This is a genomic window from Enterococcus sp. 1001283B150225_161107_E12 (genome assembly GCF_015556925.1).
Classification (GTDB): domain Bacteria; phylum Bacillota; class Bacilli; order Lactobacillales; family Enterococcaceae; genus Enterococcus_B; species Enterococcus_B mundtii.
This window is the reverse complement of the sequence record NZ_JADNNI010000001.1, coordinates 288,090-310,070: the sequence shown is the minus strand read 5'-3', so window position 1 is coordinate 310,070 and position 21,981 is coordinate 288,090. Positions and strand designations below refer to the sequence as shown.

General features: G+C 35.7%; 20 protein-coding genes. 15 read left to right on the top strand and 5 right to left on the bottom strand.

Annotated features, from left to right (window positions below):
* Positions 1-2: 2 nt before the first annotated feature.
* Both I2F89_RS01315 and I2F89_RS01310 read left to right on the top strand, forming a co-directional pair.
* A complete protein-coding gene (locus I2F89_RS01315; RefSeq protein WP_195513274.1) occupies positions 3-2,585 on the top strand; it encodes an alpha-mannosidase in 2,583 nt (860 codons plus the stop codon).
* Positions 2,586-2,711: 126 nt separating this feature from the next.
* Positions 2,712-3,566, top strand: coding sequence for a GRP family sugar transporter (locus I2F89_RS01310; RefSeq protein WP_195513273.1), 855 nt, complete (start codon positions 2,712-2,714; stop codon positions 3,564-3,566).
* A gap of 84 nt (positions 3,567-3,650) precedes the next feature.
* Here the strand turns inward: I2F89_RS01310 and I2F89_RS01305 are convergent, their stop codons facing one another.
* The 3 genes from I2F89_RS01305 to I2F89_RS01295 are packed head-to-tail and all read right to left on the bottom strand — an operon-like array spanning position 3,651 to position 6,044.
* On the bottom strand, positions 3,651-4,319 hold the full coding sequence (locus tag I2F89_RS01305; RefSeq protein ID WP_071867691.1) for a hypothetical protein: 669 nt from the start codon (positions 4,317-4,319) through the stop codon (positions 3,651-3,653).
* Positions 4,312-4,806, bottom strand: coding sequence for a nucleoside 2-deoxyribosyltransferase (locus tag I2F89_RS01300; RefSeq protein ID WP_071867692.1), 495 nt, complete (start codon positions 4,804-4,806; stop codon positions 4,312-4,314). Before I2F89_RS01300 ends, I2F89_RS01305 begins: the two co-directional genes overlap by 8 nt.
* Before the next feature lie 20 nt (positions 4,807-4,826).
* Positions 4,827-6,044 (bottom strand): GNAT family N-acetyltransferase, encoded by a 1,218-nt coding sequence (locus tag I2F89_RS01295; protein ID WP_071867693.1) that lies wholly within the window; start codon positions 6,042-6,044, stop codon positions 4,827-4,829.
* 148 nt (positions 6,045-6,192) lie between these two features.
* Here I2F89_RS01295 and lepA point away from each other — a divergent pair, with 148 nt between their 5' ends.
* The gene (gene lepA / locus I2F89_RS01290; RefSeq protein WP_065095933.1) at positions 6,193-8,028 is read left to right on the top strand and encodes a translation elongation factor 4; all 1,836 of its coding nucleotides are present in this window, start codon (positions 6,193-6,195) and stop codon (positions 8,026-8,028) included.
* A gap of 125 nt (positions 8,029-8,153) precedes the next feature.
* Here the strand turns inward: lepA and I2F89_RS01285 are convergent, their stop codons facing one another.
* Positions 8,154-9,239, bottom strand: a complete 1,086-nt coding sequence (locus tag I2F89_RS01285) for a GHKL domain-containing protein (protein WP_229078009.1) — start codon at positions 9,237-9,239, stop codon at positions 8,154-8,156.
* 236 nt (positions 9,240-9,475) lie between these two features.
* Complete coding sequence (locus I2F89_RS01280; protein WP_074799149.1) at positions 9,476-10,177, bottom strand: LytR/AlgR family response regulator transcription factor; 702 nt, start codon at positions 10,175-10,177, stop codon at positions 9,476-9,478.
* Between the two features lie 269 nt (positions 10,178-10,446).
* Here I2F89_RS01280 and I2F89_RS15690 point away from each other — a divergent pair, with 269 nt between their 5' ends.
* The 12 genes from I2F89_RS15690 (at position 10,447) to I2F89_RS01220 (ending at position 21,961) form a co-directional block, all read left to right on the top strand.
* The gene (locus I2F89_RS15690) at positions 10,447-13,098 is read left to right on the top strand and encodes a lanthionine synthetase LanC family protein (RefSeq protein ID WP_195513271.1); all 2,652 of its coding nucleotides are present in this window, start codon (positions 10,447-10,449) and stop codon (positions 13,096-13,098) included.
* A 7-nt stretch (positions 13,099-13,105) separates the two neighbouring features.
* Positions 13,106-13,246, top strand: a complete 141-nt coding sequence (locus I2F89_RS01270; protein ID WP_181055297.1) for a SapB/AmfS family lanthipeptide — start codon at positions 13,106-13,108, stop codon at positions 13,244-13,246.
* 310 nt (positions 13,247-13,556) lie between these two features.
* Entirely contained in the window at positions 13,557-14,933 is a 1,377-nt protein-coding gene (locus I2F89_RS01265; protein ID WP_195513270.1) for an FtsX-like permease family protein, read from the top strand.
* Positions 14,934-15,038: 105 nt separating this feature from the next.
* Positions 15,039-16,949, top strand: coding sequence for a prolyl oligopeptidase family serine peptidase (locus I2F89_RS01260; RefSeq protein ID WP_195513269.1), 1,911 nt, complete (start codon positions 15,039-15,041; stop codon positions 16,947-16,949).
* 104 nt (positions 16,950-17,053) lie between these two features.
* A complete protein-coding gene (locus I2F89_RS01255) occupies positions 17,054-17,761 on the top strand; it encodes an ABC transporter ATP-binding protein (RefSeq protein WP_074799141.1) in 708 nt (235 codons plus the stop codon).
* 226 nt (positions 17,762-17,987) lie between these two features.
* Positions 17,988-19,349 (top strand): C39 family peptidase, encoded by a 1,362-nt coding sequence (locus I2F89_RS01250; protein ID WP_195513268.1) that lies wholly within the window; start codon positions 17,988-17,990, stop codon positions 19,347-19,349.
* 245 nt (positions 19,350-19,594) lie between these two features.
* On the top strand, positions 19,595-19,954 hold the full coding sequence (locus tag I2F89_RS01245) for a YxeA family protein (RefSeq protein WP_115357691.1): 360 nt from the start codon (positions 19,595-19,597) through the stop codon (positions 19,952-19,954).
* A gap of 251 nt (positions 19,955-20,205) precedes the next feature.
* Entirely contained in the window at positions 20,206-20,475 is a 270-nt protein-coding gene (gene rpsN, locus I2F89_RS01240) for a 30S ribosomal protein S14 (protein ID WP_074799138.1), read from the top strand.
* A 17-nt stretch (positions 20,476-20,492) separates the two neighbouring features.
* On the top strand, positions 20,493-20,660 hold the full coding sequence (rpmF, locus tag I2F89_RS01235) for a 50S ribosomal protein L32 (protein WP_074799136.1): 168 nt from the start codon (positions 20,493-20,495) through the stop codon (positions 20,658-20,660).
* A 31-nt stretch (positions 20,661-20,691) separates the two neighbouring features.
* Positions 20,692-21,069, top strand: a complete 378-nt coding sequence (locus tag I2F89_RS01230) for a hypothetical protein (protein ID WP_074799133.1) — start codon at positions 20,692-20,694, stop codon at positions 21,067-21,069.
* 36 nt (positions 21,070-21,105) lie between these two features.
* Positions 21,106-21,513: a NusG domain II-containing protein gene (locus I2F89_RS01225; RefSeq protein ID WP_074799130.1), complete on the top strand. Its 408-nt coding sequence runs from the start codon at positions 21,106-21,108 to the stop codon at positions 21,511-21,513.
* Between the two features lie 262 nt (positions 21,514-21,775).
* Positions 21,776-21,961 carry a type II toxin-antitoxin system HicA family toxin gene (locus I2F89_RS01220; RefSeq protein ID WP_195513267.1) on the top strand — a complete coding sequence of 62 codons (186 nt, stop codon included), beginning with the start codon at positions 21,776-21,778 and terminating at the stop codon, positions 21,959-21,961.
* The last annotated feature ends 20 nt before the right edge of the window (positions 21,962-21,981 follow it).

Genomic DNA, 21,981 nt, shown 5'->3' with positions numbered 1-21,981 from the left:
CTATGACAAATATACACATTGTAAATCATACACATTGGGATAGAGAATGGTACTTTACTTCCATGGATTGCATCGTTTTAAGTGATCAGTTATTTACAGATGTTTTGGAAGAGCTGAAAAGGCAGCCTAATGCTACTTTTGTATTAGATGGACAGCTTTCGATCTTAGATGATTACTTGGAACTATATCCAGAAAAATTACCAGAGATCAAAGAATTAGTTGCGAAGGGTCAATTATTTATTGGCCCTTGGTTCACACAAACGGATGCGTTTTTTGCCTCAGGGGAATCTATTTTAAGAAATGCAATGGTAGGAGTCTTTGAAAGTAAAAAATATGGGGAGTATCTACCTATTGGTTATCTTCCAGATACATTTGGATTCAATGCACAAATGCCGACGATTTTAAACGAGGCGGGGTTTGACAATATTATTTTTTGGCGTGGGATCGACTTAGGTGAACATGTCCAATCGCCATATTTCAAATGGAAAAGTCTAAGTGGAGAGAATGAATTGTATGCGGTGAACTTTCCCCAAGGTTATGGTGCGCAACAACAACTAGAACCAACGAAGAGTTATGTGGAAGGACGATTAGATAAAGGCATCGATTTTATCAAGAGCTACGCAGATGAAACAGACATCTTGATTCCAACAGGAAACGATCAATTAGGCATTATCTCATCTTTAGAAGAGAAAATCGATAAAATCAATCAAATCGGTAAATATAACTATCAAACAAGCACGTATCAAGCGTTCATGGACTTGGTTCGTCAAAAAGATCTGGAAGAGTACCAAGGAGAATTTCGTGCACCTGTTTTTGCTCGCGTACACAAAACGATTGGTTCTGTCCGGATGGATTTGAAACGTGAGATTTTCAGATTAGAAAATAAACTGACATTAGAAATCGAACCAATGGTCGTGATTGCGAAGGAGCTAGGCATCGTTTTGAGCAATCGGTTAGTCATGAAGGCATGGAAAAAATTATTTGAGTGCCAAGCACATGACAGTCTAGCCGGCTGTGTGTCAGATAGTGTCGCGCAAGACATCGCTCATCGTTTGAAAGAAGTATCAGAAATCTGTGATAGTATCGAAAACTTAGTATTGAAAAGAATTTCTGAAGGACTACAGCTGACGGATCAACAATTCTTGATTTTGAATACTTCAGTTAAACCTTTCAAAGGAAAAAAAGTGGTAAAACTCATCTCAAAAGTCAAGCAAATCGAAGTATTGGGCCATGATTCTGCTGTCATCTCGTTGGATTATGTACCTAGTCGTCAAAATATCATGGAAGAAACCCCAGCCGGCAATCGTTTTATCGAAGAGCCAGGATACTATATTTTACAAGTAGCAGTTGATTGTTCATTTGCTGGGTTAGGCTATCAAGTCTTCGATTTCGTCGAACAGACTACGACTGGTCTACCTGACATGACCCCACGCACGATGATCTCAAAAGGTAACTATTCTTTGACTTTTGAAGAGGGACAACTTGCTTTTTCAGATGGTCATCATACGATCAAAGACTTCTTGACGATCGTGGATGATAGTAATGCCGGAGACACTTACGATTATTCTCCGATACCTAATGATCACCCATTCTCTTTGCCGTTTGATTCATGTAAAGGCAACGAAGAAACCTTGATCTTGGAAGGGAAACTGGCGCTTCCTTATACATTGGCAGAACGTATCGCCGGTCAAACAACGAAAATCTTCGCTTACCAGCTGACATTGAAGTTAACGGAACAGGGAGAGGTCCAAGGCAGTCTTTCTTTTAGAAATTCTGTGTTAAATCACCGTATTCGCATCAAAACAAAGTTGAATCAATCGATTGAAAAGGTCGTTTCTGCGATCCAATTTGGTTACTTGGAAAAAACAAACCAGTCGATGAACGATTGGGAACAAAAATATTCTGAAATGCCAGTAAATATCGAACCTTTTGAAAAACAAGTGATCGCGTATAGTTCCGAAGAGGCATTAGTGTTTTATACCGAACAAAGTAAGGAATACGAATATATCAATGACTCCTTATATGTCACCGTATTAGCCACAACGGATTCGTTAGGGAAACCAGATTTGATGTATCGTCCAGGACGAGCTTCAGGAGATACGACGAAAAAAGGGCATATCATGATGGACACACCGCTTGCTCAAATGGAAAATCAACGGATCGATTTTGACTTTTCTATGCGCATGGCACCAACTGATATTTCAGAAAACACGTTAGTGACATGGAAAGCAGAAAAAGAACAACCGTCGATTTCGTATCAATTGCAAGATTTGAATTATTTCGTTTATCGAATCGACAATAAGATCCAAAGTAGAATCCAACCACTTTCTTTGAGTGAACGTACGTATACGCAAATTTCGTTAGATTTAGCAGAAGGATTAGCTGTCAGTGCGATCCATAATGCTTATTATTCAGAAGGTGTAGTGATTCGATTAGTCAATGGCACTTCAGAAAAGCGTTACCTGGAGCCAGAGAAGCTTTTTGTAGGATTTAAGTACACACGTATCAATGCTTTGGAAGAAGAAGTGACAGAGACAAAAACGATCAACGGCTATGGTTTAGCCACTTATTTATTAACAAAATAAAAAATACATTGAGGCACAAGTTGGTTCTCAAGGCGTTGCTTCTGGAACACCGTTTAACGGGTTTTAGGAACAGCAAGTTGACTACTTGTGTCTTTCTTTAGTTGTGAAATTGAAAGAGGGAAAATTATGGCGATACACCTTTTATTTTTAGCTTTGATCCCAGCATTAGGGTGGGGAATGATGCCGATATTATCTAAGATCATGGGAGGGAAGTCAGAAGAACAGTTGATCGGCACAACCATTGCTGCCTTACTATTTGGCTTGATATTTAGTTTGTTTCAGCAAGTAACGTACCAAACGGTTTCATTTATTATTTGTTTTTTGTCCGGAACATTTTGGGCGGTGGGGCAATACTTTCAGTTCCGCGCATTAGAAAAGGCCGAAGTATCAAAAGCCATGCCCATATCTGTTGGGACACAATTAGCATTTGTCACGCTTGTTTCAGGTATTTTTCTTTTAGAATGGACAAGTGTCTTTGTAGCTATCATGTCGATCGTGGCTTTAACTGTCATCTTAGTTGGTATATTATTAGTGACAAAAACAAGCAACGGAAACGGCGCAGTAGCCAAACAAGTCATTGTCTTTTTGTGCATTTCATCTGGGTTTTTGATGCTATATGTAACGATCACTAGTTATTTTGATATTCATGGACCGCAAGTGTTTCTACCTCAATCCATCGGCATGTTTGTTGGAGGGATGATCATCTCAATCAAGAAGATCAGACAATTGAAACTCAATGCCATTGCTCGAAATATCGTCACCGGTTGTTCTTGGGTGATTGCTAATACGACGTTATTTGCTGTATCTTCTTCTTTAGGTGTGGGCATCACTTATTCCTTTTCGCAAATGAGTTTGCTTGTGGCAACTTACGGAAGTATTATTCTTTTGAGAGAGAAGAAGACATCATTAGAAAAATGCTCAATCTATTTGGGGACACTGGTGTATGTCATCGGTGTAATTGGCATGAGTTTGTTGAAGTAAAAATTTGCAGGAAAAAAAGTGAGTCAGGAATCTTTAGGATCCCAAACTCACTTTTTTTAGTAAGGTTACTGTTGATACTAGCAATCAATCTTCCAATTTTTTTAGTCGGTAACTCTCAAAATGTGCTGGGTCTTTTTTCACTTGGACCCACGCATAAACACCCATGATAAAGGCGCCGACTGTATTTGTTAGTAAATCTCCCATTGTATCCATCAATGCTTCGCGTCCGACGAAGAGTGTACCATCAGAAGCAGCAAATCGTTGCAGGTTCATCCCTAAGAATTGATCGCATAGAAATTCCCAGAACTCCCAGAAAACACCGCATAATCCGGCAAAAGCAAATCCAAATAAAAGAAATAGCCAAGGACTTGTTTTCTCGATTGGCGCGTCTTTCAGCAAGAAGCCAATCAAACCGTAACCTAAGGCAGTCAGAACCATCGGGCTAACGGCGTGTAAGATTTTATCCCAAAATGAAATAATACTGATCAAGTGCATACCTGTTCCTAAAAAGACAGAGATGAACAAGAAAAACCAATAAAATAAAACAATCGCATCAGGAACATGGATCTTGAACAATCGGCGAATGATCTGTGGCAAATAAATCAATAAGATACCTGCCAAAGATTCGACGATAAAGGTGATTCCTTGTGTGGTCGAATATTTGTTTGTTACAAATTCGAAAATGTTATAACCCACAACAAATAGACCGAAAATCGTTAAGGCAATCTGAACTTTTTTTACTGTCTTACTCACTAATATTTCCCCCAGCTAAATATGATTTCAATGCTTCGAACAATGCTTCTTCAGACGACACGATCGTTCCGTTCAACTTGATCAAGCCGACCGTATAAAGATTTAAATAATGAAACTGATTTTCACCGGCCTGTTGCAAGGCAGCGACTTTTTTTGGATGAGTCGCTCCTTGTTGGCGGCTATCTGTATATAAACCAATGATCGGAATGCCTTTTGCATAGGCGACACCGATCTCAGAAGCAACTCCGGCATCAATTGTTAATCCGTCTAAAAGAGCGATCATCAGGTCACTTTCTAGTACTTTTTCTGTATCAGCCAAGGCGATCATTTTGCTGTCTGCATAGGCAGTCTTATCATTGATTGCTTCGTTTTCTTGTGGAAGATAGATCGATAAATCAGAAGAAATCTCTCTGATTTTTTTTACAAGAGATTCGTTATAAAGCAAATCTCCTTTTGCAAATAGTGGTGCTGCAAAATAAATATTCATTCGTTTCAACATCCTTTGTATTAGAAATAGTCACTAAAATAAGCTTCCATGTTTGGGATGATCCGCTCTAATGTCTTGATCATGTCCTCATCCGTGGTTATGCGCTCGATTCGAGCAAGGTAAGAAGCACGACGATAATTCATCATTAGGCATGTCAAGGTTTGGATATCTAAGCGAACCATTTTTCCTAGGGGTTCGTTAACAATCGACAAACGACCATCTCGCCACGTCAAGCCAAATACGCCATTGTTCCAAGGTGCCACGGAATCTTCCACGATGAAATGGAAATCCTCTGCTGTACCAGAAAAAGGGAAGCGCTGGATAAATTCTTTGACGTCAACGATTCTTGCCATAAAATAAGGTTCGATCTGTTCTTTGATTTGACTATCTTCTAATAAGAAAGCGAGGGGTTCATTTTTGTAGATATCGCCATGTACCCAGTAAACCATTGAGAAATGTGCAGAGATGAAGTTCCACAACCCATTACGCGCCTCTTGGTTCAAATAAAACATCTCTTTGACATGGAAGACTTCTTCAGCGACCCAATAAAAAAGTACACCTGTTGGTTCATTGTCGCTATTGTAATAAATCGCCGCAGTCCGTTCTTCTTCATTTTCGAAACGCCAGTATTCTTCCCAGTGAAAGGCACTACGAAACAGTGCACCATGATTCTTTCCCGCAAACTGTTGATAGACACGGAAAACATCTTCGTGATCGACAGGCAGTCGTTCCACGATACCAGAAACAGGTACTTGTTTAGGTAGTTGCGTATCACGTATTTTAAAGGATAACTTATCTGACATGATTTCCCAACCTTTACGCCTGTAATAAGGGATATTGTAAGGATAAAGATATGAGATCCACTGTTTGTTTTTGCGCATGTTGTCTAATGCGACGATGATCAAGTCTTGCATCAATCCATGGTTGGCATATTCGGGATAGGTTCCAACGCCAGTCACACCACCCATTTGGTACCGTGTACCGTGGATATTGACCTCGCAAGGATAGATCGCGATTTGAGATATCAATTTTTCTTTATGAAACCAGCCGAATACATTGGATAATTCTAGAATCGGTCGCTTGGAACGTACAAATTCCCGTTTGTTTTCGAATCCACTTTCTTCAATATCAGAGTCAGTGACTTGAAAAACGTAGGAAAGTAACTCATTGAACTGGTCAACATGTTCCTCCGTGACAGGCTTCAACTCAAAATTTTCTCTAAAATCTGTTTGGTCCATTTTTTCAACTCCAATTTAGTTACTTGTTCACAGTATAACAAAAGTTTCTAAAAAAAACTTCTAAAGTCCTTAGAAGGAAAAAGTCTTTAAATTCCTCCTTTTCGTTGGTATAATGAAAAGTGCTGATTATATGAAAAGAGGAGACGCTATGGATATAAAGAAAATGAAACAACGCCAAGAGCAAATTCGAAATTTTTCGATCATTGCTCATATCGACCATGGGAAATCAACTTTGGCCGATCGGATTTTGGAAAAGACGAACACTGTGACGTCTCGCGAAATGCAAGATCAGTTATTAGACTCCATGGATCTAGAACGTGAACGTGGGATCACGATCAAACTAAATGCCGTAGAATTGAACTATACGGCTAAAAATGGAGAGACATATATCTTCCATTTGATCGATACCCCAGGGCACGTCGATTTTACCTATGAAGTATCCCGAAGTTTAGCTGCCTGTGAAGGAGCAGTCTTAGTCGTGGATGCCGCTCAAGGGATTGAAGCACAGACATTAGCCAATGTTTATTTGGCATTAGATAATGACCTAGAGATTTTACCAGTCATCAATAAGATCGATCTACCAGCCGCAGATCCAGAGCGTGTGCGTAATGAAATCGAAGAAGTGATCGGCATCGATGCCAGTGAAGCGGTGTTAGCAAGTGCGAAGTCTGGGATCGGTATCGAAGAAATATTAGAACAAGTAGTGGAATATGTCCCAGCACCTTCTGGCGATATCGAAGCTCCTTTGAAAGCATTGATTTTTGATTCGATCTATGACAGCTACCGCGGAGTTATTTTAAATGTGCGTATCACAGATGGTGTTGTCAAAGCAGGAGATAAAATCAAATTGATGAGTAATGGCAAGACCTTTGATGTGACCGAAGTTGGTGTATTCTCACCAAAAACCATTGCGCGTGACTTTTTGATGGTCGGTGATGTCGGTTATATCACTGCAAGCATCAAGACAGTCCAAGATACAAGCGTCGGAGATACCGTGACACTTGCGGATAATCCTGCTACAGAAGCATTACCAGGCTATCGAAAAATGAATCCAATGGTCTATTGTGGTTTGTACCCGATCGACACATCACGATATAATGATCTACGTGAAGCATTGGAAAAACTTCAACTAAATGATGCTGCTTTGCAGTTTGAACCAGAAACATCACAAGCACTTGGCTTTGGTTTCCGTTGTGGCTTCTTAGGATTGCTTCATATGGACGTCGTCCAAGAACGTTTAGAGCGTGAGTTCAATCTTGAATTGATCACGACAGCGCCTTCTGTAATCTATCATGTCAACAAGACAGACGGTTCGATGGTCGTTGTTGATAATCCTGCTGATTTTCCTGAACCAGTCACGATCCAAGATGTCGAAGAACCTTTTGTGAAAGCACAGATCATGGTACCTAATGAGTACGTTGGTGCAGTCATGGAACTTTCGCAACGTAAACGTGGCGATTTTATTACAATGGATTATTTAGATGATTATCGTGTCAATGTCGTTTATAACTTGCCTTTGTCAGAGATCGTCTTTGATTTCTTTGACAAACTAAAATCAAGCACGAAAGGCTACGCTTCACTTGACTACGAAATGTCAGGTTATCAAAAGAGCAAGCTAGTGAAAATGGATATCTTGCTGAATGCTGAAAAAGTCGACGCATTAAGCTTCATCGTTCACCGTGATTTTGCCTATGAACGCGGAAAAGCCATCGTTGAAAAACTGAAAAAACTGATCCCTCGTCAACAATTCGAGGTTCCGATCCAAGCAGCGATCGGTCAAAAAATCGTTGCCCGTTCAGACATCAAAGCCTTACGTAAAAATGTGCTGGCTAAATGTTACGGTGGTGACGTTTCCCGTAAACGTAAACTTCTTGAAAAACAAAAAGAAGGTAAGAAACGAATGAAACAAATTGGTAACGTCGAAGTCCCTCAAGAAGCCTTCATGGCTGTTCTGAAAATGGATGAGGATGAGCCGAAGAAATAGAAAATTTAAATTGATTTTAGAGGAAAGCATCTCGCAGGAGATGCTTTTTTTATCGTCAAGAATTCAAGTGGCAAATAAATTCAGTGAAATTATAGCTACTGATTAAATGAGCGGTTATGAATCTTTTATTCTTTTTCTTCTTCGCCATAGATATTCATTAGAATAACTGATGCATGATAAATACCATCTTCAATCCAATGTCGGTATAATCCATTCTGTTCTTCCACAATAGTTTGAACGATTTTTAGCCCAATTCCTTTTCTAATACGCCATTTTCTTGAACGAATTTCGCTAGGATCAAAAGTATTATCGATATTTATGATGAGATTGTTATTAAATAATTTTAGCGAAACATTCATTTTCTTTTCTAAGTTTTTTTGTCTAATGCATGCATAAAGAGCATTATCAAGCAGATTGCCTAATATTGAGGTAATAATAGTATTTCCTATATAAAAATTATTTGGTATAAATGTTTCAATTGCCATTTTTATATTATTATCTCTAGCTTGTTGCGCTTTTTGATTCAACAAATAGTTAATGCTTGGATTACTTGTATAAAAATCAATTAATGATTGATCCAATGTAATAATGGATTTATTTATATAATTTAAAGCTGCTTTCTCATTGTGATTCTCAATATAGCTAGCTAATATGAGGTATTGATTTTTTAAGTCATGGTGCATTGTTCGAATTCTTTTTTCTTTAGTTTCAAGATCATTAAGATACTGGCTATTATTCTTCGCAATAATTTCTCTTCTTTTTTTGTGTGATAATTCAAGAATATGTATTTGGATAAATTTGAATATAAGTAAGTTAGCCATAGTTATTGTTATAACGCCAAAATCTATTCCTAATAACCCAATCACTGATAAAACAATGCGATTATACCACCATAATCTAGTTGTAAATAAAATTGTTATTGATGAAATAGGAACAACACACAAGATGAGAATCAGTTTATTTGGAAGCTTGGGTATTTGTTTTAGATGGTTTTGAAAAAATATCAAAAATATGATGTAAAGCAATATTATCTTTAAAATACTAGAAAAGAGAGAGAGGTTAAGATATGGAATTAACGATGGAACTGAATCAGTGAACCAAGGTTCTCTAGCTGTACCTAGTTGAGTAAGCTGTGCCAGGTTTTCAGAAATCATAACAATACTCAAAAATACAAAAGCCCATAACATAATGCTGCTTTTTTCAACTTTCATTAAGATTCCGACACAAAGGTAAATAATAAATGAAAAAATTAAGTTAATGAACTCTTTAATAAATAAGTTTTCAGGTATAAAGATAAATAATGCGTATTTTAGTATGAAGCAAATAAGTACTAAAATTATCCACTTATTCGTAGATTGTGTAGGAGCAGATTTTTTATAAATGTAAGCCATTAATAGACAGTCTATGAGAGTGAATAAAGTATTAATAAAGTAAACTAGCATAAATTTCATACTCCTAACGTTGATAGGATTTGTTCTTTGCACTGTTCATTGAACTTTGCACTAATAGGTAACTCTTCAGAACCATCATAAATTTGAACAATAACAGATCTTTTTTTCACACCACGTATATAATATGCGTTTACGATATATGAAGTATGAATCTGCACGAAACCGTCACCTAATTTCTCTAAAAGAGTTTTTGTATCCATATAAAAGGATTTTTTACCGATTTTCCCATGCATTATGACTTTTCGCTTCTGTTTCTCAAAGAAATAGATATCGTTTTTAGCAATTATAAAATTGGTTTTTTCACTTAAATAGGAAAATTGATTTGGAAATTCATTCAGATGGCGCACAGCTTTTGCCAAAATTTCCCAAGTTTTCTGTCTATCTAAAGGTTTCAATAGATAATCGAAAGGTCGTACTTTAAAGACACTTTCCATATATTCTCTATAACTAGTAAAAAAAATTAAAATGGCATAGTCATCTTTTTCTCTTATTTTTTCAGCTAAAGAAATGCCATCCAATTTGGGCATATCTATGTCTAAGAAGTAAATATCATATTTCTCTTTTTTTAGTTTCTTGTACAATTGAACACTGTCTGTATATACATCAACGTCGAATTTTAAATTTGGATAACTTAAAATTTGGCGTTCAACTTGCTCTATAAACGAAGGCTCATCATCGCAAATTGCTATATTTAACATACGACTCATCTCCCATAGATATTTAGCTCTATTTTACACCAAAAATATATATTTTTAATATCTTGTAACGTTTTATCGTTTGAACGTAACTGTTCGCAAATTTTATTGATTAAAATTTTACTAGTTAAAGTCCATTTTATTTTTTATTACATGTTATTTTGTTTTTGTTACATATGACGTGTAAAATATTTTAATTTGATAGACTATGAGTGTAGATTAATAGATTAAATCATTGAATAAAAAAGTTTTATATATATGGAGGTGATCAAGTGGAAGGTAACTATTCAACAGACGATGTACTTTTTTTCACAGATTCGAAATACGATACAGATAATTCTAAATCCTTTTCAGTGCCAATCCCTAACAATTGGGAAGAATTTCGTGAAACTGAGTGGACGTATATCATTCCTCTAAAAAATAATATGCAACGTCAAGGATGGAAAGTCCATATTAGTTCAACTCTTGAGTATACAGATGAGATACTAAAAATCGTCTCTGAGAATTGCTATAAAAAAAACATAGTTTTTAAACATTTATCAACAGTTAAACGTTTTGTTAACCGCAATGGAAAACAAATGCCTCGAGAACATGCTGGAAAGTTCATCACTTGTTATCCTGATGAGTCAATATTAGAAGAATTTCTGGACTATTTAGAAGGCCAATTACATGGTTATCCAGGGCCTTATATTTTAAGTGATAAACGTTGGGCAAAAGGGCCGATATATTTACGATATGGAATGTTTAAGAAAGGTTCGCCAAATAGTGAAGGAATGTTTAGTGATGAACTTGAAATAGATGGGAAAATGGTCGCTGATAACAGGAAGTCTTTCTTTGTGAGACCTGATGATAGTGTAATTCCTGAGTTTCTAAAGCAGTGGCTAAATGTGCAAGAAAATGCTTCATCTTCATCTGACTTAATTCCTTTTGAAATAGCTAGACCGATTCGATTTTCAAACTGTGGCGGTATCTATGAAGGATACTACTCTGAACTGGGAGACGAATTAGTTTTTATAAAAGAGGCGAGACCATATACAGGAATTGATGATAAGCACCTCACAGCGATTGATCGAATAAAAAATGAAGGAAAAGCATTGAAATTGCTTGCCGATTCAACCTGTGTACCTAAATTCCTGTGGGAAGGAGAACTTTGGGAACATCATTTTCTTGTTATGGACAAAGTTAACGGAGTAACATTAAATCGATGGATCACAAAAAATTATCCATTGTATTCTAAAGGCGACAAAGCTGGTACATGGTACGCGACGGATTATCTTAACAGAGCACATGAGTTAGTAAAAAAAATAGAGATATTTTTTGAAACTATACATGAAAAAGGTATTTTTCATCAAGATATTCATCCTAAAAACTTTGTTATTGATGTGCAAGACAACTTTAGTGTAATTGATTGGGAGCAAGCGGTATTCAATGAACTTGATAAAAGATTCCATATGGTAGCAGCACCTGGATTCAGGCAGTGGGGACAAACAACACCAGAGGAAATAGATTGGTATGGCGTTTCTCAACTTGCTCATAGTTTGTTTTTCCCTGTTGCTTTACAAGGAGATTTAGTTTATGGGTTTTCCAAACAGCAAGAAAAGGCTGGCAAAGAGATATTTGATTCGCTAAATGTTGATGTTAAAGTCCTAAGTGGATTTTTAGTGACGCTCAATAGGTTGAGAAATAAAGCAGGGAATGTACAAGTTTTGACTGATCGAAAAAACTTACATCCTTATTTAGATCGATATAAGGAGAAAAATATTGATTTTAAGAATATATTAGGAGAATTACTTCAAGGCTTTGATGAAACAATTAGAAGATGGAAATATCCTTATCGTAACTGTCCTGTGCACTATTATGGGTTAACTACACTCCAAGGAATAGCTTTTTCTGATTTAGGTATATTTTGGGCTTATTCACTTGCTGCAAAAAGAATTGGGATTACTTTATCTAATGACTTCAAACAACTACAAGAAAAAGTGAGAACTGAACTGGTAAATGAAATTGCCAATGGTCACATGCGTGATTTTAGTTTTGGAGAAGGAGTAACAGGAACTTTGTGGATCATGCATAAAATGGGAAACTCCGATGTTGCTGCTAAAATATTTGAAAATAATTTTGAATCTTGGTGGAAAGAGACCAATAATCATAGTATTTATAAAGGTAAAGCAGGTATTTTATTAGTAGGACTGGATTTTGCCAATGAAGGATTATTTTCAAAAGAGTTTGAAGTAATACTTAGGACTGTTACAAAAGTTTATGTGAAGGAGTACATTTCTGATCCTGAAAGATATTTATCAATTGGAAAAGGTAAAATTGCGACTAATAATCCGCATAAGATTGAAGCCGGGTTGCTATATGGACATGCCAGTCTTGGCTGGCTTTTTGCTGAAATGTATAGATATACTGGAGAGACTATTTATATAAAAGGATTAAATCAATCAATAGCTAATGAGCTAAAAGGATATTTCAAAGATGATACAGACATGATGCAATATGCTCAAGGGTTTAGAATTTTACCATATCTTTCGATGGGAAGTGTAGGATTAGGAATACTCATCTCACAAAATGCCGATATAGTTGATAAAAAATACATGCATGTACTTGAATCGCTTTATAAAGCGACAAAAACAAATTTTTGTATTTCACCAGGGTTATTTAATGGATTTTCAGGGTTGAAATTGGGACAAATGATGATGAATAAGTATCTAAAAAAAGATGATGTTCAAGAAATTATAAAATCCGTATATTCTGGTATTTCACAACACTTAATCAAGTTCGGTAATGGTTCCTGTGTTGCAGGTGATAGTGGTATGCGTTTAACCACTGATGTTGCTTCCGGTTTCGCAGGTTTAGTACTTGCACTGGAATCGATTTCAACAGATGAATTTTTATTATTACCAAAAATTACAGAAAGGAGGTGAACTAGCAATGTCAAACGAAATTTTGAAGTTTCAATCTCTTGAGATCGAAGATGAAGTTATCGAGGAAGTCGAAGGAGAACGTGGTAGTACAGCTAGCTGGGGTTGGTGTGATACTTCTCCAAGTAATATAAGTCTGGTTGGGTGCTAAATATACTGTGACTATCTTGGATTGAATCAAAAATGCAGTGTGCCTAGTTACTTATTTTAGTATGTGCAAGAAGAAAGTATATCCTAATCTGGTTTATATTTTGAAGCAAGTGGTAGAATTTTTGTTACTTCTGTCTGCTTCTCATAGAACCATTTTAGGATATTTTTATCGAATGAAGATATTTTTGAATTTGATACTTAATATTTTCAAAAGTATTAAATCTAATGATAAGGCTAAGGTCTTATTGTTAGTGCCGTTTTCTTATGATACCTTAAAAATTAGAAATACTAGAAGAGGAGGTTGCTACTAAATGTTTAAATTAATTATTAAGCAATTTTTACAACACTGGAGAATTTGGCTATCCATACTGCCTATTTTTATTGTTTCTGGATTAATATTTAGCACCGCTTTTGTTATATTAAATGCTTTAAGTAGGGCTGATCTTAACAGTTCAGTTGATTATGGTGTTTTTATGCAGTTACCAATCGTTATAGGGATAGTAGTGTTGTTTTTATTGACTATCAATGCAATGAAACAGTGTATAGATTTTTTTGATGAAACAAATGACATATTGCTTCTTTTAGGTGCTTCTCCAGCTCAAATTAGTTTGGTAATGACTGGTCAAATGTCATTAATCGGTATGATTGGAGCCTTTTTTGGAAGCTGCTTCTCCTTAAAATCTTCACAGCTTTTTTTATCCACATTACCTTCGAGTGCTGCTAAAGAATCTCTTGTACATATCCCTCTTCAGTTCTCGTGGAATATCGTTTTTGCTGTGATAATGATTCAACTAGCAATTATTCTATATACATGTATGCGCTATTGTCTTAAAAACTATAACAAAAGAAAGGGAAGCCTTTCCTCTCATAGAGCATCTAATAAAACGAAGAACAGTGGTAAATTTTTAGGAATAATTGCGTTACTAATAAGCGTAGGTGCGACATTATATTTATATTTAAAAAATGTTCCTGATCCAACTTTAATAAAAGAATATACTCGAAGTATGAGTAACTCGATGAATTTATTGCTTCTTTTGTGGCTTTCTATACTTATGACTATGAATTTTTTGATTCGTCCCATATTTCGAGGGATCGTACATATAATTGTTGGATTACCAAAAATGACAAAGAATCCAATGGTCCGCACTGCATTTTACAATATGCAACACAATATTGAAGAATTAATAAAATTAATTCGTCCTGTCAGCATCATTACCTTGCTAGTTGGGAATTTTATAGCTTTGTTTCTCAACACTAAATTACTGATTGATGGTACAAATGATAGTTCTTATATCACAGATTTGATCATCAACCTTATTTTTGTATTCGGGGCGCCAATACTCATTAGTTTAGCAAATGTAATTGTGTCAATTTGCCTTTTTAGAATAAAAACAAAAGTTGAAGCTAAAAACTATTTCTATACTGGGTGTACACCAGATTGGATTTTTAAAATGAGAATCATTGAAATCAGTTCAGTTTCATTCATCTCAATAATAATTACCTTCATTGGAACAATATTGTTTGCGATTCCACTACTAAGAGTGACGTATCTGGGTGGTGGCAATATTTTTAAGGCAAATTGGTCGGTTAATCTCCTATTATCGTTAGGCGCTTTTCTGATATTCGGTTTATGTTTTATTTCAATATATTGGTTTGAGCGCTACACGTTAAAAAAGTTTGTCGAGTAGATTTATTAATATACTAAAAGAAATATACTAAAAGAATTAGATTGTATTAATTGAATAAATACAAGAGCAGAATTAGTCTAACTTTAAGGAAGTTGGTGAATATCAATGATTTATAGTAAAGAAAAAATTGCATCGACTATTCAATCATGCTTACTTGATTATAAAAAAGTTTACAATCAAAAAATCCAAATAAATGATTACATTTACAGCTTTGAAGATTGGAAATTACCGTACTCTGGAACCATTACTGCACAACTAAGCGATACCAAAAAAAATCTAATTATAACAGAATCTGAAAAAAGTCATTTAAAAAAATCTAAACTGCTTTTTGATGTTCGCTTCCATCCTAATAAACAGGTAGTAAAAGTACTTCTTGATCCAGTTCACTTATTTCGAACGATGATTTCTATTTCAAGTAGTAATTATATAATTGAAGTAATGGAGTTGAATTCAGAAAAAGTAATGACCACAGTTTTAACCAGCCTTGATCGTTTTCCTGTATTTGAGTTACATAAAGATCGTATTCTTTTTATTAGTCATACAGAAAACGGGCGACCAAATAAAATTTCGGAAAAGAATTTCAAACAATTGAAAGAGAAAGTCTGCTATTACGAAAGCAGGAGTACGCATCAATTAAAACTGATTAAAACATCTTTATCAAATCGATCTTTGTTTAAAAATAACGTAGAATACTTACTTTTTTCATCAGAAGAAAAAAATCCTGTCCAAGTTATTTGGTCAAAAAAAAATGGAAGAATCAATCATATTATAGGATTTACAAAGGATTCAATAGACTACATATTATTTGTATGTAGGAAAGAGAAATCGGTGAATCATAAATTAATACTCTATAACTGCAATGATAAAAAATATCAAATAATTCCTACAAGAAAAAATATAAGTATTATTACTATTGAGGCGAATCATACCTATATTTTCCTTCGTTACTTTAATGAAAATGGATTGAATTCTGGAATAATATCCATTGAAAATTTTGTGAACGCTAAGATTGAATTTATTGAAGATACTTTCAGCATTCCTTTACAAGGTGATGTTCACCTTTGTCAAAATACTAATGATGAGAGCGTGACATACCTTTTTTGTGAAGACGGTTGTGTATCTAATATGTTATATTCCTATAATCCTAACCTTCCTGAAAGATTAGTTTTGGTTAAAAACAAACAAAGTATACCTAATCTTAACGTGAAAAAGTTACATAAAAAAATTTTCTATGTAACATCTGTTTTTGATGGGATGAAAATACCGTTAACAATATATTGGAAGGGAGACTCAAAACAATTACCCAGAAAACAGCCTGGTATCATTTATGTCTACGGATCATATGGTTCGAGAGAACAAAAAGGAAATCTTGATCCCATGATGATATCTATAATAGAACTTGGTTTTGTATACTGCATTGCTCATGTTAGAGGGGGCGGATATTTAGGTGAGAAATGGCATCGTATGGGGAAAAATTTGAACAAGTGGAATTCAATACATGATTTTTTGGACTGTTGTCATTATTTAATTGACGAGGGAATAGTGGCTACTGACAGATTATCGTTAATTTCTTCTAGTGCTGGAGGAATAGTTGCTGGAGCTAGTCTGAATGAAGAACCAAATTTGTTTAAATCTATATTACTAGCTTCACCATTTATTGATCCTTTTAGTACTATGCTATATAAACGTGATTACTTATCGCATATGGAAGTAGCTGAATGGGGAGATCCTTCTACTGATTTAAAAATACGAAAATATATTCATTCATATTCACCAATGCAAAATGTGAAAAAAGCCAAAGGATCAAAGACAAATTTATTTGTGGTTTGCGGAGAAAATGATAAGCAAATTTCAAATGAAGATGTGAAAAGTTGGCTACATAAACTTAAAGAGTTAGGGGTCACTTCACATTTAGAGATTCACCCAAAAGCTAGTCATGGAGGATTGCCTCAAGGAGATATCCAAGCTTTGACAAAAATTCTAGCTGATTTTTTATATTCCGTTATCAATGAGTAGTTTGCGCCCTACAGTTCTATATGAGAATTCGATTTATAAACTAGAATGATTTTGTGGTAAGGATAGTACTATTAGTATTATTAAATTTTTGGAGGTTAAGACCGATGAGAGAGATAGTGATTTCAATAACTGAATTAAAAAAAGAAATAGAGCTTGCGAAAGGAAATCTTTTACAAGTGCTTACTGATATTTCTTTTGATGTAAAACAACAAGAGTTTGTATCAATCGTAGGACCTTCTGGTTCAGGGAAAACAACGTTGCTTCATTGTATCTCTAGCTTATTACCTCCTACAGAGGGAGAGGTGATGATCGATGGCGAATCACCATATGGATGGAGTGCAGCGAAATTAGCAAAGTTTCGCCGTAAAAAAATCGGCTTTATTTTTCAAGATTTCCAACTCATACCTTCATTGTCAGCCTACGATAATATGGTACTCCCAGGAACATTGAATGGTCACAAAATAAAAAGGGAAAATGTTTATTCTCTGGCAGAACGATTGGAATTAAAAGCGGATTTACACCAACCCATTGATGCTCTTTCGGGTGGTGAACAACAAAAAGTGGCAATTGGTCGCACAATATTAGCAGATCCAGAAATATTATTTTTAGATGAACCTACTAGCGCATTAGATACTCACTCACGTGTCCTTATTATGGAAGTACTGAAAGAATTAGTAAGCAAAGGAAAGACAATCGTTATGGTGACTCATGACCTAGAGCTTGCCAGTCAATCTTCCAGAGCAATTGTTTTAAAGGATGGGCGCATTCATAATAATATATGTTCGCCAGCATTGGAAAACCTCATATTCTAAAAGATAAGATTCATTCATTCCTACCTTAGCTCCATCTAGTTTTACTCAATGAAATTAGCGTATGCTTTCTTTGGTTCTCAAATAAATTAAACAAATCATTCGGACAAAAAAATAGATTCATGTATAATTTAAACAATAGTATATATTACTGTTGTTATAATATTTTCAGAGAATATTTTATGTTAAATTTATTGCTATTTTTTATTCATTTATGAGGAGGAAAAAGATGAAAAGGGGATTTATTACTAAGGGGATTTGTGGGTTCACGATACTTGCGATTTTAGCGAGTTCGTTTGGTGTGAGTCAAGTTTTTGCAGAGGATTCGTCTACAATGGCTACCTCGACTGAATCGACTCAAACGTCAGCAGCTCCACAGATAAATAGTACAGAAGCGACAGAAACAGAGGTACCAACGCAAGAGTCACAACAAACACCATCAATACAAGCGAGTGAAGAAACAGAAGTTCAACCAGAGCAACCACAAACTGCAATCGTCGATGGAGTAGAAGTCGCTTTGGAAGCGCCAGAAAAAGCTGGTAAAAACGAAGCGGATATCACACAAGCGCCAAAAGAGGAATTGATCGAAGGCTCCCCAAGATTATTTCGAGCAGCTGTGCAAACGATTCCAATGTATCGTTTATTCAATCCACATAGTGGTGAGCATTTTTACACGAGAGATACTGGTGAACGAGATAATTTAAGAAGGATTGGTTGGAATTACGAAGGTGTTGGTTGGCAGGCACCGACAAGTGGTGATCCTGTCTATCGTTTGTACAATCGCTATAATGGGGAACATTTTTATACGTTGAACGCAAAAGAAAGAGATAGTATCACGAAACAAGGCTGGAAGTATGAAGGAATCGGTTGGTATTCCTATAAAGGAGCGAATGCCATTCCTGTCAGTCGTTTATATAGTAAACGAGTGAACTGGCACCATTACACGTTAGATGAAAACGAGAAAAAAGTAATCACGAAACAAGGCTGGGTCTATGAAGGTGTTGGTTGGTACGCAGTTGGTAGTGGTCAACAAAATCAAGAGGACTATAAACTATTGGGTGTGAAAAATTACAACCAATATGCGTTAGGTGCGCCAAGTGGATGTGAAGGGGCTTCTTTATTGCAAGCACTTCAATATAAAGGGAAGATCACAAATTGGAGTTTGACTCAATTCTTGAATACGATCCCTAAATCACCGAATGGTAATCCAAACAGCGGTTTTGTCGGCAGCCCATTCGTCGAAAATTCATGGACTTATTCTGCAATTTATCCTGCACCTTTGACGACGTGGGGCAAGAAGTACGGAAATGCCCAAAATATTTCAGGTAGCTCGATGAATACGTTGCTAAACGAAGTCAAAAATGGCCATCCGGTTGTTGCTTGGGTGACGATCAATTTCCAACCAATCCGTTGGGGGAATTGGAATTTTGGTGTCGCAGCGAATAATAATCATGCGGTCACTCTTGATGGATATAATAAAGGAAGTAATCAAGTCCATGTATCAGATCCGATCAGTGGTTCTTATTGGATGAATCGGACAACATTTGAGAATATTTATAATGCACGTAAATACGCGGTAGTTGTAAGATAGACTAAAGCATAATAAAACCAATTGTTGTAGTAATACTTTTCAATAGCCTGTAAAATCCGAGAATGAATTATCTTCTTGGGTTTTACGGTTTTTTTATTGCATAATTCTAGCTAGGTCAAAAGCAATTGCAAAAAAATTTGTTACGTTAATGTAAGCTAATCACTAGTAGAATAGATTCCAACCCACATGCCTATTTAGTATGATTTAGACAGGAAGTGAAAAAGAATAGGGAAGTGGGAATGATAATGGGAAAACTAGTAAAAGGATTATTAGCAATTGTGCTTATTTTAGGAATTGGTGCATTTTTTATTGAATCAAAGACAGAAGGCTTTCAAGCATTAACGGAAAATTTTTTATCTGATAAAGAAGTGAAGGAATACTATGTCAAAACAAGTAGTGGGGATAAAAAAGGGAAGGATTATCTCTACACGTTTGAAGGATACGATGAAGATGGCAATCAACAAACAGTAAAAAAATTAGTGGATCACGAGTTAAAACAAGGTAAATACTTAAAAATCTATGCAAAAGGAATGCAAGGAAAAGGATGGAGTGAAGTACCAGAAAACGAAGTGCCTACGAAGGCGTTGGAAAAAATCAATTCGTAATGGCTAGGATGTTGAATTCTTAGTGTCCATTTATTAATAGTAGAAAAAGCTCACAGTGATGTTAAGGATAAATATCATTGGAGCTTTTTCAATATACTCGAAAGATGAGCTCAGTCTGAAGTCGTTAATAAATTGACTTTATTCGTATTTCTTTTTTGACAAACAAATAAAGAAGTGGTATTGTAGTTCTACCCAAAACGTAATTATTACGATTTAATAAATATAAAGTGGAATAAAGGAGCAGATTATTAGTGGCAAAAAAATCAAAAATTGCAAAAATGAATAAGCAAGTAGCTTTGATCAATAAATATAGTGAACAACGTCAAGAGTTAAAAGCAGCAAAAGATTATGAAGGACTAGCTAAGCTACCAAAAGAGTCTAATCCTAATCGTTTGAAACTGAGAGATCAGACAGACGGACGTCCTCGTGGCTACATGAGAAAATTTGGTATGTCTCGAATCACATTTAGAGAACTGGCGCATCAAGGAATGATCCCAGGAGTTAAAAAAGCAAGTTGGTAAAATAGGAGGAAAAAGTCATGGCAGTACCAGCAAGAAAAACATCGAAAGCTAAAAAACGTTTGCGACGAACACACCAACGTTTGACGAAACCAGAGATTTCTTTTGACGAGGTGACTGGTGATTATCGTCGAAGTCATCACGTCTCCTTAAAAGGTTATTATAAAGGACGGAAAGTGACAGAATAATCGATTGGACGATGCAAGGAGGCTGCAAGAAATGGAAATTATTTATCCGCCATTGGTCGAACAAGGAATCAAATATTATTCGGAAACGGAAAACGAACCTGTAGACAAAGGAGAATTCTATCGTGCGATGGTCGATAAGAAACTGATTACAGAAACTGGTCTTCCTACAGAACATGCGATAGAGCAAGGCTTTGTCAAAGACTATTACGAAAAACAAAACTTATCCTTTGAAGAATTTTTGGACATTTATCCTATTTTTCAAAAGTATGATGCCGATTTGTTCAAATCTATTGACGGCTTCTGGGAGATTCCTGTAGACTTGAAAATAGAATTAATGGAAATGCTTGAAACGGATCAACTGGATTATGATGACGAACAACAAATCAACATCTATTTAGAAGATCGGTAAAAGGATAGAATAAGAAAAGCCAAAAGGACAATCTATATGCACAACTTTCGTAAATCAGGTATAAAACCTTGGGATATCATCATTATTTTTGTTCTGGTAGTTGCTTCTTTCGCTCCGACAATTGTTTTTGCTTTGTCTTTTGATAATGCAGAAACTGAAAATAGCGTGACGTATGCGATAGTCAAAATCGACGGAAAAGAAGTCGAACGTTTTGATTTAGATGAAATCAGTAGCAAGATGGTGACTTACCATCCATCTGATACCCAATACAATATTGTCGAAATCCAAGAAGGTAAGATCAGAGTCAAAGAAGATAATAGCCCCGATCAAATCGCTGTAAGAACAGGTTGGATCTCGGAACCTGGACAGACTAGTATCTGTTTGCCTCATCGACTAGTGATAACCATTGAAAAAGAAGGAAAGTCTGATTATCACATCTATTAAGTAAAAGAAAACTGCTATTGTCAGCTTGTAGAAAGTTGATGGTGGTAGTTTTTTTTCTCCAGAGTAACAGGGTACAATCGGATATGATCATACATTAAAAAATATGTATTTAAAAATTAAAGAAGATGGCATGAGCTATTTAAATGATTTCAAAATTTAGAATTTATCAACCAAGAAAAATCGCTCGTTAAAAATATAGCCTCACCTTTACATACGTGCTGGCACGTGCTATAGTTGTTTTTGTAAGGAGGTATCGTGCAGAATGCCGCTTACAGGAAAAGAAATGCTTCGGTTATTGAAGAAGAATGGCTGGATTGAGCGAAGGCAGGAAGACTCTCATCATCACCTTTATAAAGATGGCGTTAGAATTACTGTCCCTGTTCATGCCAATCAAGATCTAGGCCGAGGACTTGAGCAAAAAATTTTGAAGGATGCGGGATTGAAATAATCTCGCATTTGATTACAAGA